The sequence below is a fragment of the Burkholderia sp. Tr-862 genome, assembly GCF_011753085.1.
Classification (GTDB): Bacteria; Pseudomonadota; Gammaproteobacteria; order Burkholderiales; family Burkholderiaceae; genus Burkholderia; species Burkholderia ambifaria.
Map to the genome: position 1 here is coordinate 1 of NZ_VWWG01000160.1, position 14,463 is coordinate 14,463.

The 14,463-nt window shown below is 67.3% G+C and carries 15 protein-coding genes and 2 pseudogenes; 11 read left to right on the forward strand and 6 right to left on the reverse strand.

Features of this window, described 5'->3' with window-relative positions; all coding sequences use genetic code 11:
• A pseudogene (locus F3J14_RS28390) lies at positions 1-686 on the forward strand (MmgE/PrpD family protein); the annotation flags it as partial.
• A complete protein-coding gene (locus F3J14_RS28395) occupies positions 683-2,014 on the forward strand; it encodes an LLM class flavin-dependent oxidoreductase (RefSeq protein WP_166725778.1) in 1,332 nt (443 codons plus the stop codon). The pseudogene F3J14_RS28390 and the gene F3J14_RS28395, both read left to right, overlap by 4 nt.
• Before the next feature lies 1 nt (position 2,015).
• On the opposite strand, the gene F3J14_RS28400 is transcribed toward F3J14_RS28395, so the two are convergent.
• From F3J14_RS28400 to F3J14_RS28415, 4 genes are read right to left on the reverse strand one after another with little or no spacing between them, the layout of a single operon-like run.
• A complete protein-coding gene (locus F3J14_RS28400) occupies positions 2,016-2,855 on the reverse strand; it encodes an amino acid ABC transporter ATP-binding protein (RefSeq protein ID WP_166725779.1) in 840 nt (279 codons plus the stop codon).
• Positions 2,842-3,627: an amino acid ABC transporter permease gene (locus tag F3J14_RS28405; RefSeq protein WP_166725780.1), complete on the reverse strand. Its 786-nt coding sequence runs from the start codon at positions 3,625-3,627 to the stop codon at positions 2,842-2,844. The genes F3J14_RS28400 and F3J14_RS28405 overlap by 14 nt, the downstream gene beginning before the upstream one ends.
• A complete protein-coding gene (locus F3J14_RS28410; RefSeq protein ID WP_166725781.1) occupies positions 3,617-4,351 on the reverse strand; it encodes an amino acid ABC transporter permease in 735 nt (244 codons plus the stop codon). The genes F3J14_RS28405 and F3J14_RS28410 overlap by 11 nt, the downstream gene beginning before the upstream one ends.
• The gene (locus tag F3J14_RS28415) at positions 4,348-5,301 is read right to left on the reverse strand and encodes a transporter substrate-binding domain-containing protein (RefSeq protein ID WP_211080397.1); all 954 of its coding nucleotides are present in this window, start codon (positions 5,299-5,301) and stop codon (positions 4,348-4,350) included. Before F3J14_RS28415 ends, F3J14_RS28410 begins: the two co-directional genes overlap by 4 nt.
• Between F3J14_RS28415 and F3J14_RS35875 the strand changes: the two genes are divergently transcribed.
• The 9 genes and pseudogenes from F3J14_RS35875 to F3J14_RS28455 all read left to right on the forward strand — a co-directional run.
• The gene (locus tag F3J14_RS35875; protein ID WP_247682305.1) at positions 5,209-5,700 is read left to right on the forward strand and encodes a hypothetical protein; all 492 of its coding nucleotides are present in this window, start codon (positions 5,209-5,211) and stop codon (positions 5,698-5,700) included. The two genes, F3J14_RS28415 and F3J14_RS35875, sit on opposite strands and share 93 nt — an antisense overlap.
• Positions 5,700-5,846, forward strand: coding sequence for a hypothetical protein (locus tag F3J14_RS35880; protein ID WP_247682303.1), 147 nt, complete (start codon positions 5,700-5,702; stop codon positions 5,844-5,846). The genes F3J14_RS35875 and F3J14_RS35880 overlap by 1 nt, the downstream gene beginning before the upstream one ends.
• A 14-nt stretch (positions 5,847-5,860) precedes the next feature.
• Positions 5,861-6,778, forward strand: a complete 918-nt coding sequence (locus F3J14_RS28425; RefSeq protein WP_166725783.1) for an AEC family transporter — start codon at positions 5,861-5,863, stop codon at positions 6,776-6,778.
• A gap of 200 nt (positions 6,779-6,978) precedes the next feature.
• Positions 6,979-7,782: a transporter substrate-binding domain-containing protein gene (locus F3J14_RS28430; RefSeq protein ID WP_166725784.1), complete on the forward strand. Its 804-nt coding sequence runs from the start codon at positions 6,979-6,981 to the stop codon at positions 7,780-7,782.
• A gap of 4 nt (positions 7,783-7,786) precedes the next feature.
• Entirely contained in the window at positions 7,787-8,521 is a 735-nt protein-coding gene (locus F3J14_RS28435; RefSeq protein ID WP_166725785.1) for an ABC transporter permease subunit, read from the forward strand.
• Complete coding sequence (locus tag F3J14_RS28440) at positions 8,518-9,285, forward strand: ABC transporter permease subunit (RefSeq protein ID WP_166725786.1); 768 nt, start codon at positions 8,518-8,520, stop codon at positions 9,283-9,285. The genes F3J14_RS28435 and F3J14_RS28440 overlap by 4 nt, the downstream gene beginning before the upstream one ends.
• Positions 9,286-9,311: 26 nt before the next feature.
• Positions 9,312-10,694, forward strand: coding sequence for an NtaA/DmoA family FMN-dependent monooxygenase (locus F3J14_RS28445; protein WP_166725787.1), 1,383 nt, complete (start codon positions 9,312-9,314; stop codon positions 10,692-10,694).
• Between the two features lie 526 nt (positions 10,695-11,220).
• Entirely contained in the window at positions 11,221-12,438 is a 1,218-nt protein-coding gene (locus F3J14_RS28450) for an acyl-CoA dehydrogenase family protein (RefSeq protein ID WP_166725788.1), read from the forward strand.
• A gap of 119 nt (positions 12,439-12,557) precedes the next feature.
• Positions 12,558-12,797 (forward strand): annotated as a pseudogene (locus F3J14_RS28455) (nitrilotriacetate monooxygenase); the annotation flags it as partial.
• Between the two features lie 2 nt (positions 12,798-12,799).
• On the opposite strand, the gene F3J14_RS28460 reads toward F3J14_RS28455, so the two are convergent.
• Entirely contained in the window at positions 12,800-14,011 is a 1,212-nt protein-coding gene (locus tag F3J14_RS28460; RefSeq protein ID WP_166725789.1) for an LLM class flavin-dependent oxidoreductase, read from the reverse strand.
• Positions 14,012-14,106: 95 nt separating this feature from the next.
• Positions 14,107-14,463, reverse strand: a 357-nt coding sequence (locus F3J14_RS28465) for a cytochrome c (RefSeq protein ID WP_166725790.1), incomplete at its 5' end; no start/stop codon positions are given.

Here is a 14,463-nt window from a genome sequence, read left to right on the forward strand (position 1 = left end):
TGAATCCTTCCGGCGCGCCGGGCGCACTCGACGGCCCGGAAGGATTCTTCTCGGTGTTCGGCGGCGGCGCTGCGCAGCCGGCGCGCGTGCTGGCCGACTGGGGCGCGCCGTGGCAGATCGTGTCGCCCGGCCTGTACTTCAAGCGGTGGCCGTGCTGCACGGCAACCCATTACGCGGTGCAGGCCGCGCTCGATCTGCGCGCTCGCCACCGCATCGCGCCGGCAGACATTGATGGCATTACCGTCACCTTCCCGCCAGGCGGCGACACGCCGCTGTCGAACCGGTTGCCTGCAACCGGTCTCGAAGCACGCTTCAGCGTGGAATACGCGGTGGCCGCCGCACTGACGGACGGGCCGCCCGGCGTCGCGACGTTCGCCGACGTGCCCGTGCGCGACGACCTGATCGCGCTCGCCGCACGCGTGACGCGGCGCCACGATGCCTCGGCGCCGCGCGCGTCGACCGATCCCGCGACGCGCTTCTCGGTCGTCGAGATTGCGCTCCGCGATGGCGACACGCTGCAGCAACGCGCCGAACGCCTCGTCGGTGCAGACGACCTTGCCGCGAAGTTCGCAGACGCGACCGCCCACGATCCCGCGCTCGCGTTCGTCCCGGAACTGATCGATACGATGCGAAGCACGGCCGATCTCGCCCGGCTTTTCCACACCTTTACGTCGCTTCAATCATGAGCACCGGTCACAGCACACTTTCCCGCCGCCAGATGCGCCTTGGGCTGTTCATCCAGGGTGCCGGACACCACGTCGCCGGCTGGCGTCACCCCGACGCCGAATCCGGCAGCGAGAACTTTGACCTGCTGCGCCGCGTCGTGCAGACCGCCGAGCGCGCGAAGTTCGACATGGTCTTCCTGGCCGATGGCTTGACGAGCGGCCCCGACGCGCATCCGTCGATGGCGATGCGCTTCGAGCCGCTGAGCCTGCTGTCGGCGCTCGCGATGCATACGCGGCACATCGGCCTTGCGGCGACCGCGTCGACGACATATAGCGAGCCTTACCACATCGCGCGCGTGTTCGCGTCGCTCGATCACCTGAGCGGTGGGCGCGCCGCGTGGAACGTCGTGACGACCTCATACGATCGCACTGCCGCAAACTTCACGCGCGGCAATCATCCGGATCACGCGCAGCGCTACGAGATGGCCGGCGAATTCGTCGATGTCGTGAAGGGCTTGTGGGACAGCTGGGACGACGATGCGGTCGTCCGTGACAAGGCGCGTGGCGTGTATTTCGATCCGGCGAAGGTGCATACGCTCGATCACGCTGGACGCTTCTTCAACGTGAAGGGGCCGCTCAACGCGTCGCGCCCGCCACAGGGTCATCCGGTCGTGATTCAGGCCGGCTCGTCGGGCCCCGGCCAGGATCTTGCCGCGCGCACCGCGGAAGTCGTGTTCACCGCGCAGCAAACGCTCGAGGAGGCGCAGGCCTTCTATCGCGACCTGAAGGGCCGGCTCACGGAATACGGCCGCGCAACGGACGCGCTTGCCGTGATGCCGGGCGTATTTCCGGTGATCGGCCGCACCGAGCAGGAGGCCAAGGACAAATATGCGCAGCTCCAGCAATGGACGGATACGTCGGGCGCGCTGACGCTGCTGTCCGACCGTCTCGGCCACGACGTGTCGAAATATCCGCTCGACGGCCCGCTGCCCGACCTGCCCGAATCCGATCAGTTGAAGAGCCGCGCGAAGCTGCTGACCGATCTCGCGCGCCGCGAGAACCTCACGCTGCGCGAACTCTACTATCTCGTCGCCGGCGCGCGCGGGCACCGGATCGTGTGGGGCACGCCGACGCAGGTCGCAGACGCGCTGGCGGAGTGGTTCGAGGGTGGCGCCGCAGACGGCTTCAACATCATGCCGCCATATTTCCCGGGCGGACTCGACGATTTCGTCGAGCATGTCGTGCCGGAACTGCAACGGCGCGGCCTGTTTCGCACCGAATACGAGGGCACGACGCTGCGCGACCATCTCGGGCTCGCGCGCCCTCCGAGCCGCTACGCAGCGCGTTGAGTCAGATCGCGAAGCGCGTCAGGTCGAGTGCGACCGGCGCGCTGTCGCGGCTTGCGTGCGGGCTGCTGGCCGGGCCGAGCGCATGAGCGAGGAAAGCCCGCGTGCGCGTGCTTTGCGGCGCGCGGAACAGTTGCGTGGCCGACCCGTGCTCGACGATAACGCCCGCCTCGGTGAAGTAGACGACGTCGCTGATTTCCTCGGCGAACCGCATCTCGTGCGTGACGAGCACGCAGGTCATGCCGTCGCGCACGAGATCGCGAATCACCGACAGCACGTCGCCGACGGTTTCCGGATCGAGCGCGGACGTCACCTCGTCGAACAGGATCAGGTCGGGCTGCATCGCCAGCGCGCGGGCGATCGCGACGCGCTGCTGCTGGCCGCCCGACAGCTCGCCGGGGTACGCGTGCGCCTTGTCGCCGAGGCGCACGCGTTCGAGCAGCGCGTGCGCGGTGCGCACCGCTTCGGTGCGATCGCGGCCGAGAATCCTAACCGGGGCAGCGACGAGGTTGTCGAGCACGCTCAGGTGCGGAAACAGGTTGTATTGCTGGAACACGAAGCCGACGCGCTTGCGCAGCGCGATTTCGTCGCGCTCCGATGCGAGCCGGTCGACGCGCGTGCCGTCGACGTCGATCAGGCCGCGCTGCGGCCGCAACAGCCCCGTGATGCAGCGCAGGATCGTCGATTTGCCAGAGCCGGACGGCCCGATGATCGACACGGCCTGGCCGCGGTGCACGTCGAGATCGATACCGCGCAGCACGGGCGTCGTGCCGTAGGACAGGTGTACGTCGCGTAGCCGGACGAGCGGCTCGTCCGCGCCGCGCGGAGTTTCAGTGGAATGCATGACGTCGTTCGAGAAGGCGGGTGAAACGGGCGATCGGGTAGCAGTACGCGAAAAACAGGCCGAGTACCGTGAAATAGACGACGACGGTGAAGTCGGCGCGCGCGACGGTGTTGCTCGCGACCTGCGCGGTGTCGAGCAGGTCGTGGACGCCGACGAGCGACGCGAGCGCGGTGGCCATCGTGATGCTCGCGTACAGGTTCATCCACGGCGGCAGCATGCGGCGCACGCATTGCGGCAGGATGATCCAGCGGAACACCTGCACGCGGCTGAACGCGAGCGAGCGCGCGGCGTCCCACTGCGCGTGCGGAATCGACTGGATCGCGCCGCGGAAGATTTCCGCGAAGTTCGCGCTCGCCGGCAGCGCGAGGCCGAGCGTCACCTTGAACCAGTCCGGAAACGGCAGCGACGCGTGGCCGAGCCTGATTTCGAACGGGAATACGTAGGTCGAGAAATAGATCAGCACGAGCAGCGGCGCGTTGCGGAACACCTGCACGTACGTGCGCGCCGCAACGCGTGAGATGCCGAGCCGCGACAACGTCAGCGCGCCGAGCACGAGGCCGGCGAGCGTGCCGAGCGCGATCGCCAGCGCGCTGATGCCGATGTTGACAAGCATCGCCTTGCCGAGCGCGGGCAGCCACGTGGCGAGCGCCACGAGCGTCGGATGGCGCCGACCCGCAACGGCGAGCGCGACGACTGCCAGCGCGGCCAATATTGCCGCGACCGCGGGCCAGCGCACGCGGCGCGCGGGCGAAGCGAGCGAGTCAATGGCCATAGCCGGGTATCCTCAAGCGGTTTTCGAGCCAGCGCCCCGCGAGGTTGACCGTGAACGTGAGCGCGCCGAAGAAGAGCAGGATCAGAATCATCAGCTCGAGCACGTTGTCGCGCTGCGTCCAGATCATGATCGATGCATAGGTGACGTCGCCGACCGCGATCGCCGACGCAACCGTCGTCATCTTCACGAGGTCGACCAGGTTGTTGACGAGCGCGGGCAGCGCGAAGCGCATCGCGAGCGGCAACTGCACGTACCAGAGCCGCTGGCGGCGGCTGTAGCCGAGCGATTGAGCGGCTTCGAGCGTTGCGCGCGGCACCGCTTCGAGGCCGGCGCGCAGCGCTTCCGCATGGAACGCGCCCTTGTGCAGCGAGATCACGATCACGCTCCAGATGAACGGCGTCAGCGGATTGCCGCCCAGATCGCGCAGTGCGGCGCTGATCAGCATGTTGACGACGAGAAATGCGCAGAACAATTGCACGAGCGTCGGCGTGTTGCGGGTGAGCTCGACGAATGCGCGTGCCGGGCGCGCCAGCGCCGCGCTCGGCGACACCAGCAACGCGGCGAGCACGACGCCGCAGGCGAGGCTGCCGAGCGCGGTCGCGATCGACAGTTCGAGGGTCACGCCCATCCCGTGCACGAACGACGCGCGTTCGTCCGGGGCCAGCACGAAGCTGTAATCGAGGCCGAGTTTGCGAAGCGCATCGACGGCGGCGGCCGCCGTCATGTTCGTTGCGCCTTGAGCTTCGCGTGCAGGTCGAGCACGGCTTGCGATGGCGTCATGCCGTTCTTGCGCTCGACGTCGAGCAGCCAGCCGCTGCGATGCCAGTCCTGGACGATCCGGTCGAGCGCGCTCTGCGTATCGGTCTCGCCCTTGCGGACCCAAATGACCGACGGCGACGGAATCAGGTCGGTCGGCAGCGGCGTCGCATAGTCCTTCCAGTCCGGATTGCGCGCGACGAGCATGCGCAGCGTCGGCGCAACGTGCACGGCGGCCACGCAGTTGTTGCCGCGAAGCGCGAGCAGCGATTCGGGCTGGCCGCGGAACGCCTTCACCTGCGCACCGTATTCCGTCGCGAGCGGCTTCGTGTAGTTGCTGCCTTGCGACACGCAGACCGGCTTGCCGCGCACATCGGCCCAGGTCTTGATGCCGCTGTCCTTGCGCGTGATCAGTGCGCCGCCGATGGATTCGAACGGCGTCGGCGCATACGACAGTATCTCCGCGCGCTCCGTCGTCAGCTCCATGTTGGCGATCAGCGCGTCGACCTTGCCCTGCTGCAGGAATTGCACGCGGTTCGATGGCTGCACAGGTGTCAGCTCGACGTCGACACCGAGCCGTTTCGCGACGTCGTTCGCCAGATCGACGTTGAAGCCGATCGGTTTTTGCGTCGCGGGATCGAGCGAGCCGAACGGCGGGCCCGACAGGATCACGCCGATCGTGATCTTGTGACGTTGATGGATGCGATCGAGCGTGCTGTCCGCGCGAGCGACACCGGAAAAAGCGGAAAGGAGGGCGGCGACGAACAGCGCGTGGCCCGACGTAGTGCGAAACGATCTGCTGAACATGGGAAAGAGGAACGTTGTTTGAGCGAGGCGGGGCGGCGCATCGCGCGCCCGGTTGTCGGAAGCCTGTATTTTCGGGATGTGGAACGCATCCAAGAACCAAGAAATTCTCATACCGTTATCTGGTCCTCGGATTTACGCAGAGGAACACGACGCTCGCGCGGCCGGAATGGCGATGTGGCGGAGGTCGCTGCGAGCATATGCGGCGGCGACCTTCGTGAATCGGTGGTTGACCCGTGCTACGCGGCCCAGCGTAGCGACGATGGATGCGCGCGCCTTTCACACCCTTCCCATCGTCCGACCATCCCATCGGGCGAGAAAAATGTCAAAGACCACCTCTGTGCGCCGAATTCCATCATCGCGCCGATCGGGCCCGCGTCGAATACCGCTGAAACGCTGCTTGCGCTGCACCGCGCGGCGATCTCGCGCTACTACCTGCTGTTCGGCACGATCCAGCTCGGCACGCTGGCGCTATTGCGCCCGGCGGCACTCTCGATGTGCGCGGCGCCGTGATGGCGCCGATCGCGGTCGCGATCTACTTTGCGGTCGGCAACGTGCTGTTCGCGCGGGCCGGTGCGCCGTTGTACGAGCGTGCAATGACCGCGTTCATCGGCGTCTATGGCGCGGTCGTGCTGGCGAAGACGCTGGTCTTCGCGTGACGGGAGCCCAACCGATGCAGAATGTCCTGACCGCGCTGGTTCCGATCTTCGTGCTGATCCTGGCGGGATTCGTGCTGCGGCAGCGCCGCCTGCTGCCGGACGAATTCTGGCTGCCATGCGAAACGCTGAACTACTACTACATGTTTCCCGCGCTGATGTTCAGCCAGGTCGCGAAAGCGAATTTGACGCAGTTTCCGGTCCGGCCGATCGCGGTCGCGATCCTCGGCGCGGTGGCCGCAAGTGCGGCGCTGCTGTATGCGTGGCGCGCGTGGAGCCGGCAGCCCGGGACGGTGTTCTCGTCGGTGATCCAGGGCGCGTTGCGGCCCAATACGTATGTGGGCGTTGCCGCCGCGGCAGCGTTGTACGGCAGCGTCGGCCTCACGCTCACGTCGATCAGCATCGCGGTCGCGATTCCGCTGCTGAACGTCGCGTCGATCATCATCCTGATGCAGCACGGCCGTGGTGGCGCGCCGTCGGCACGGCAAATCGGCGGCGCGCTGCTGAGGAACCCGGTCATCATGTCGGTCGTGCTCGGCGCCGCCTTCAATCTCGGCGGGCTGCGTTTGCCGGGCGTGGCGGCAAGCGTGCTTTCGATTCTCGGCGCGGCGTCGCTGCCGCTCGGCCTGCTCGCGGTGGGCGCCGGCCTCGACGTGAAGGCCGCGAAGGCGGCGCGCGGCCCGGTGTTCCAGTCGTCGGTGATCAAGTTGCTGCTCGTGCCGCTGCTGACCTTCTGGATCGGTTTCAGCCTCGGCATCCGCGGCCCGGCGCTGACGACGATCGTGCTGTTCAATTCGTTGCCGTGCACGCCGTCCGCCTACATCATGGCGAAGCTGCTCGGCGGCGATCATCGTCTGTCTGCCGGCATCATTACGGTTCAGACGGCGCTCGCGGCCGTCACGATGCCGCTGGTGCTGCTCGTGTTCCACGGTTGAACCGGTTCGCGCCCGCGTCGCTTTTCTCGTGCGGCGCCGCGTTTTCGCGATCGCACTCGGCCGGCTCGTCGCATATCGCAGGATCAGATATTCATCGCAAAAATAACCATTTGGTACACGCGTCGGCAGGCACTAAAGTCTCGCATCCTGCTGCCGGTTGCGACGCCGGCGATTTCGACACTATTTCGGAAGCCTGCCAGATGAATCGATCGATGTCCTCCCGGGTCCGCGGCGCCGCGGCCGCGTTGTTCATGCTTGGCGTGGCGTCCGCCGCCCACGCGGCGCAGCCGACGCTGCGCGTCGGCATCGACGCCGAGTCGTACCCGCCGTTCTTCTCGAAGGATGCAACCGGCAAGTGGAAAGGGTGGGAAATCGATATGCTCGATGCGGCGTGCGGCAAGCTGAACGTGCGTTGCGAACTCACCGACATCGCGTGGGACGGGTTGATCCCGGCACTGCAAAACCGGAAGATCGACGTGATCTGGTCGTCGATGACGATCACCGGCGAACGGCAGAAGGCGATCGACTTCAGTCATGCTTATTATGAATCGCCGACGGTATTCGTCGGCGCGAAAAGCGATCGGCGCCGCGTCGATTGCGCGGTGCCTGCAACCTTCAAGGATCGCGTGATCGGCGTGGAGGCCGGTACGAACTTCTCGGCGTTCCTCGATGCACGCTTCAAGCGCGATGCGCAGATCAAGGCGTTCGACAAATTCGACAACGCGCTCGCGGACCTGGTCTCCGGACGGGTCGACTACGTGCAGGAAGCGAAGGGCCTGTTCACGGCCTTCCTGTCGTCGCGCGACGGGAAGGATTTCGAGATCAAGGCCACCTGCGCGGACAACCCGGTGCTGGGTCTCGGCATCGGCGCGGGCGTGCGGCAAGGCGATGCACTGCGCGGCCGGTTGTCGACCGTGATTGCGCAACTGCAGCAGGACGGCACGTGGGATGCGATCACCGCGCGCTATCCGAACCTGAAGGGGACGATCGAGAAGGGCCGGTGAGCCGATGGCCGCGGATGATTCGCTGCTGGCATTGCTCGCGTTCGGTGACGGCGGTTACGGCCGCATCTTTGCGAGCGCGTTCGCGCTGACGCTTGGCGTCGCCGCGGCGTCGTTTGGCGCCGGGACGCTGCTCGGCATCGCCGGCGCGCTCGGCAAGCTGTCACGGCACGCGGCGCTCGCGTGGCTCGCACGGATTTACACGACACTCGTGCGCGCGCTGCCCGAACTGTTGTGCCTGCTGCTCGCGTTCTACGCGGTCGCGCCAGCGCTCGAGGCCGTTATGCGCCGCATCGGTGTCGTGTCCGACGGTTTCGCATTCGATCCATTCATCGTGGCCGCGTTGTCGCTCGGCTTCATCCAGGGTGCTTATCTGACCGACATCTTCCGCGCGGCGCTCATCAACGTACCAGTCGGGCAGATCGAGGCCGCGCACGCGTACGGAATGCGCCCTTGGCAAACCTTGACACGCATCCGGCTGCCGATCGCGGCGCGGCTCGCGCTGCCGGGTGTCGGCAACGTGTGGCTGAACGCGACCAAGGATGCATCGTTCATCAGCGTGCTCGGGTCTTTCACGGATCTGCTGAAGGCGAGCCAGCTCGCGGCCGGCGCCACGCGGCATTACGTGTTCTTTTATCTGGTCACTGCGGCGCTGTTCCTGTTGTTGAGCATCATGTCGACGGGGCTTTTCGCCATGCTCGAGCGGTATGCGAATCGCGGCACGAGGCGTGCCTCCGCATGAGCTTCTCGCTGACGTTTCTGCTCGACACGGTGATCCCGAAGCTGCTCGCGGCGGTGCCGACAACCCTGGCGCTGTTGCTGTTGTCCGGCATCGCCAGCGTGGTGATCGGCATTCCGCTCGCGCTTGCGGCAAGCTCGCGTCACGTACCGTACCGCTGGTCCGCACGCGGCTGGATCATGCTGATTCGCGGCACGCCGCTGCTGGTGCAGCTCTATCTGCTGTATTACGGCTTCGGCCAGATCGTCCCGCGCGAATGGATGCGCGACAGCTGGGCGTCGCCTCTGTTGCGGGACGCGTTCTGGTACGCCGTCGTCGCGTTGAGCGTGAACGAGGGTGCCTATGTCGCGACGATCCTGCGCGGCGCGATTGCCGGCGTGCCGGCCGGCGAGATCGAGGCCGGCTATGCATACGGAATGACGCGGGCGGGTGTACTGCGCCGGATCGTCGGTCCGCGTGCGTGGCGACTCGCGCTGCCCGCGCTCACCGGCGAAGCGATCCTGCTGCTGAAATCGACCGTCCTCGCGTCGACCGTCACGGTGTTCGACGTGATGGGGACGGCCAATACGCTGCGCTTCGAGACGTTGCGCGTATATGAACCGCTTGCCGGCGCGGCGTTCGTCTATGTCGTGCTCGTCGCGCTGCTGACGATTCCCGCCGCCCGTCTCGAGAAACACCTCAACCGCTACCTGACGCGCGAGCCCGACGATCGCGTGCCCGCACGGCGCCACGGCGCATCGGCCGGCGCATGGGCGGCACCCAACTGATTCCTGCTTTTGAGCTGAACACGACGATGTCCGATCCTCGCCCCTTGCTGTTTTCCCTTTATGAACAGGCCAGCGTCGGCTGCGGCGGCGCGCCGAGCCTCTGGACCCATCCCGCCGACGAACGGCTGCGCGCGAATACGCTCGCGTACTGGTCGGATCTCGCGCGCAAGGCCGAGCAGGCCGACCTCGACATGCTGTTCTTCGCGGACGTGCTCGGTCTGTATGACGTCTATGGCGGGTCGGCCGATGCGGCGCTGCAATGGGCGGTGGAGTCGCCCGCGAACGATCCGATGATGCTGATCCCGGCGCTCGTCGCGCAGACCGAGCGGCTCGCATTCGGCGTGACCGCGAGCACGACGTATGAACATCCATTCGCGCTCGCGCGACGCTTCAGCACGCTCGATCACCTGAGCAGCGGGCGGATCGGCTGGAACATCGTGACGTCCTACCTGACGAGCGCGGCGCGCAATTTTGGGCTCGACCGGATGATCGGCCACGACGAGCGCTACGCGCGCGCGGAGGAATTTCTCGACGTCGTGTACAAGCTGTGGGAGGGGAGCTGGGCGGACGATGCGGTCGTCGCCGACAAGCTTGAACCGCGCTACGCGCGCGGCGATCGTGTGCGGCCGATCGAGCACGTGGGCACCCATTATCGCGTGCACGGCCCGCACGTCTGTGCGCCGTCGCCGCAGCGTTCACCGGTGCTGATCCAGGCTGGCTGGTCCGGGCGAGGGCGCGAATTCGCGGCAAAGCACGCCGAAGTGGTGTTCGTCGCGAAGTCGAATCCGCACGAGATCCGCACCGGCCTCGATGAAATCCGGCGGCTGGCGATCGAAAACGGCCGGGCAGCGGAGGATGTGAAGGCGCTCACGGTGCTGCGCCTCGTGACTGCGCGTTCGTCGGCCGACGCGAAGGAGAAGTACCACGCGCTGCAGCAGCACTATCACCTGCAGGCTCAACTCGTCAGCTATGCGGGCGACACCGGTATCGACATCGACCGCTATGCGGACGACGAACCGCTGACGACGCAAACGGAAGGGCTGACATCGTATGTGGTGCGGCCGGACGGCAGCGGCAAGCCGCTGACCGCGGGCGACGTGCGGCGCAAGTTCGCGAGCGTCACGCGCGGCACCGACCTGATCCTCGTCGGCGCGCCGGACGAAGTCGCGGACCAGCTCGCCGAGCATGCGCGGCTGTCGACGACGAGCGGCTACATGCTCAATCCGCTGGTCAGCCCGGGCACGCTGGACGACTTCGCGGAACTGATCGTGCCGGAATTGAAGAAGCGCGGCCTGTACCGGACGACGGCGCCTACCGGCACCTTCCGTTCGCGGCTGAGCGGACGCGATCGCCTTCCGGACAGCGCCCATGGAGCGTCTTTCAGGCAATCCGGATCTGACGGACTCTGACGAGCGGGTCGATACGGCACGGTCGTTCCGAGCGCCGTCGGTAGCACCGCGCGCTTCGGCGCGACAGTCGCGCCGCCGGTGTTGTCTCAGTGGTTCGAAGCGGTCGCAGTCGTCCTGATAATGGGCGCGAACGGCGCGGCCAAGTGCACGTTCATCGTGGTCCGGAACGGCATTCAAGAACTGGATGGCGGCACGCTGGTGTGGTGGCTCGGATCGACCGGATTCCCAGTGCCTCGGCGTGGCGATGGTTTGTCAGCCTGAGCAAGTGATCGGGCTGCTGGTCGAGCATCTCGTGTTCGATACGCCCGAGCGCGTGACGGTGCGCCGCTGGGGCATCCAGCACTGACACGCGCCGATCCGGGCGAGCACGCGTGCGCATTCCCGGCGCACGCATAACCAAAGCTGAAATCGTTTTTTCACGTGCGGCGGATGCGTCCCTATACTTTTCGGTGCCGCCTGCGGGCTGCGTCGACGGCTCACGCAATCGTGCGTGTGGCCGTCGTTTTCCTGGAAGAGGGACTGCCGAATGAATGCCCGTCATGGCGCCGAAGCGCGCGACGCGCTGCGTACCGCGCTCGCTGCACTGCCTGAACTCGCAGCCGAGATCGGGCGCGACGCCGCGCAACGCGAGGCGCGCCGCGAACTGCCGTTCGAAGGCTTTGCGCTGTTTCGCCGCTCGTCGCTCGGCGTGCTGCGGATTCCGGTCGAACGCGGCGGCATCGGCGGCACGCTGGTCGATCTGTTCGACACGATCGCGACGCTCGCCGCCGCCGATTCGAACCTCGCGCACGCGCTGCGCATCCACTACGACCTGACCGAGACGCTGCGGCTGTCGCCGCGCACGCCGTTCAACGACGTGCAACTCGAGCGCGCGCTGGCCGGCGCGATCTTCGGCGGCGCATCGACCGAGCGCGGCACGTCGCGGCCGGGCGAGAACACGACCGTGCTGCGCCGCGATGGCGACCATCATCGCGTGACCGGCCGCAAATACTATTCGACGGGCACCGCGTTTGCCGATTTCGCGCGCATCAACGTCGAGAACGAGCAGGGCGACGCGCTCGCCGTGATCATCCCGGTCGCGCGCGACGGCGTGCGGGTGCTCGACGACTGGGACGGCATGGGCCAGCGCATGACCGCGAGCGGCAGCCTGCTGCTGCACGACGTGCAAGTGTTCGCGGACGAAGTCGCGGCGCGCGACGGCTCGACGCTCGTCGGCCGCCACTGCGGCGCGCTGCGGCAGCTGCATCTCGTCGCGACGGCCGCCGGCATCGTGCGCAACGTGGTGGCCGACGCGCGCCGCTACGTGCTGACGCACGGCCGGCCGGTGCTGCACAGCCCGGCGCCGAGCGCGCGCGACGATCACTTCATCCAGCAGATCGTCGGCGAACTGTCCGCGCACAGTCACGCGATCGATGCGCTCGTGCGCGACAACGCGGCGGCACTCGACCGCTCGGCCGATGCGATCGAAGCCGGCGACGCGGATGCGCACGAACGCGTGCTCGACAGCGCGCTCGCGACCGCACGCACGCAGCTGATCGTCGGCAAGCTTGCGCTGTATGCGGCGGAGCGGCTGTTCGAAGTGGGCGGTGCATCGGCGACCGCGCGCGTGCACAACCTCGACCGCCACTGGCGCAACCTGCGCACGATCTTCAGCCACAACCCGCTGCTGCACAAGGCGCGCGTGATCGGCGACTACGACCTGAACGGCGTGACCACGCACCTGACCGAAGGGCGCGTGTTCTGATTCCGCTGCATCCGCAGCCCACTTTCCGGAAACCTCACGATGACGATCCGCGCCGGCCATCTGCACCTCGGCGCGTTCCTGTATCCGAGCGGCCATCACGTCGCGCTATGGCGCCATTGGAGCGGTTCGTGCAGTACGGCGCGGACGGTTACAACGTGATGGCGCCGACGTTGCCCGTCGGCCTCGACGATTTCATCGAACTCGTGCTGCCCGAGCCGCGCCGGCGCAGGCTGTTTCGCAGCGGCTACGCAGGCCGCACGCTGCACGATCATCTCGGGTTGCGACGGCCTGCGCGGCGCGCATTCTCCGCCTCCTCGGCGCCGGCGACGTCTGCGGGTTCGACGGCCGCGTTCGCCTGAACTCAGCGCCGCAGGCCCGCGTCGCGCAGCAGCGGCAGCACGCGCGCGCCGAAGAAGTCGAGATCCGGCTTGAAGTCGTAGTAGCTCAGCTGGATGCCGTCGATGCCGGCCCGATGCAGCCGCACGATGTAATCGGCGACTTCGTCGGGCGAGCCGGTGATCGAGATGTTGCCGCCAATCGCGCGCGCGGCCGCCTGCGACCGCTGATCGAAGCCGCCGCGCCACGCATGGGCGTCGCTGTCGAAGCGATGAAAGCTGCCTTCGTCCGCGTGCGCGACGATCGCATCGCGGTACGCGCGCGCTTCGGCCGCCGTTTCGCGGCAGATCACGAGCGGATTGAGCAGCGTGCGGATCGTCCGGCCGCGCGCGGCTGCGGCCGCCTTCACACGTGCCGTGTGCGCGGGTAGCGTGTCCAGCGCGAGTTCGACGTCCGGGCCGGCGGGGCTCGTGACGAACACGATGTCCGAATAGCGGGCCGCGAAATCGATGCCCGCGTCGGAGCCCGTCGCGTTGATCAGCAGCGGGCGGCCGTATTGCGGCTTCGGCGTGACGAACGCGCCCGAGAGCCGCCAGCTCGACAGCGCGGGCGCGTAGCTGAAGTTGTCCGGTTGCGCCCACAACTGGCTGACCGCGTCGACGAATTCAGCGGCCATCTCGTAGCGCCGGTCGTGCTCGATCCGGTTCCAGCCGAACATCTCGTGTTCGATCGCGCGGTGGCCGGTCACGACGTTGATGCCCCAGCGTCCGCGCGAGATGTGGTCGAGCGTCGCCGTGAACTTCGCGAAATGCAGCGGATGCCACGGACCGTACAGCACGTGGCTCGTCGCGACGAGGATGATCCGCTCGGTGCGCGCGGTGAGCGCGGCCAGCGTCATGAACGAGTCGAGCGCGTGGCCGTCGAACACGCCGCCGTAGCCGCCTTTCGGCAGCCACTGCGACAGCGCGAACACGAGATCGAAGCCTAGCGCTTCGGCGCGCGCGACGAGATCGGCGTTGTAGTCGAACGTCCAGTCGGTCGAGCGCGGCAGCGTCGATGCGCTCCAGCCGCCGGCCTGGATCGGCAGGAACAGGCCGAGCATCAGCGGTTGCGCGAGCACGCGCGACGCGGGGCTGTCGGGAAAATCGGCCGGTGAACCGACGTCGACGAACGGCGTCGGCGTGAACGGGGCATCGGCCTGGGCGGTGGCGGAAGTGTCGATCAAGATGGGCTCCATGCGACGCGCGCCGGCGTCGAGCGAAAATCGTGCGTGCCGTGCCCGCAGTCGACGCGCGTTGGTTTCCGGCATGCCGGCAAGCGCGGCGTGTCGCGTCACAGGCGTCCCGGCCGCGGGTCGGGCACGAAGCCGTCGCGGTTCGGCATCCGGATGCGCGGCAGCGTGCGGGCGTCGAGCGTCGCGTCGTCGGGCACGATGCCGTTCAGGTGCAGCACGTACGCGGTGACCGCATAGAGTTCGTCCGCGCTCAGCGATTGCGGCGCGTTGTACGGCATCGCGCGGCGGATGTAATCGAACAGCGTCGTCGCATACGGCCAATAGCTGCCGACCGTCTTTTTCGGCCTGGCGCCGGCGAGCGAGCCGCTGCCGCCGACGAGCGGATCGCCGACGCCGCCCTGGCCGCCGGCGCCATGACACATCGCGCATTTGTCCGCGAACACATGCGCGCCGCG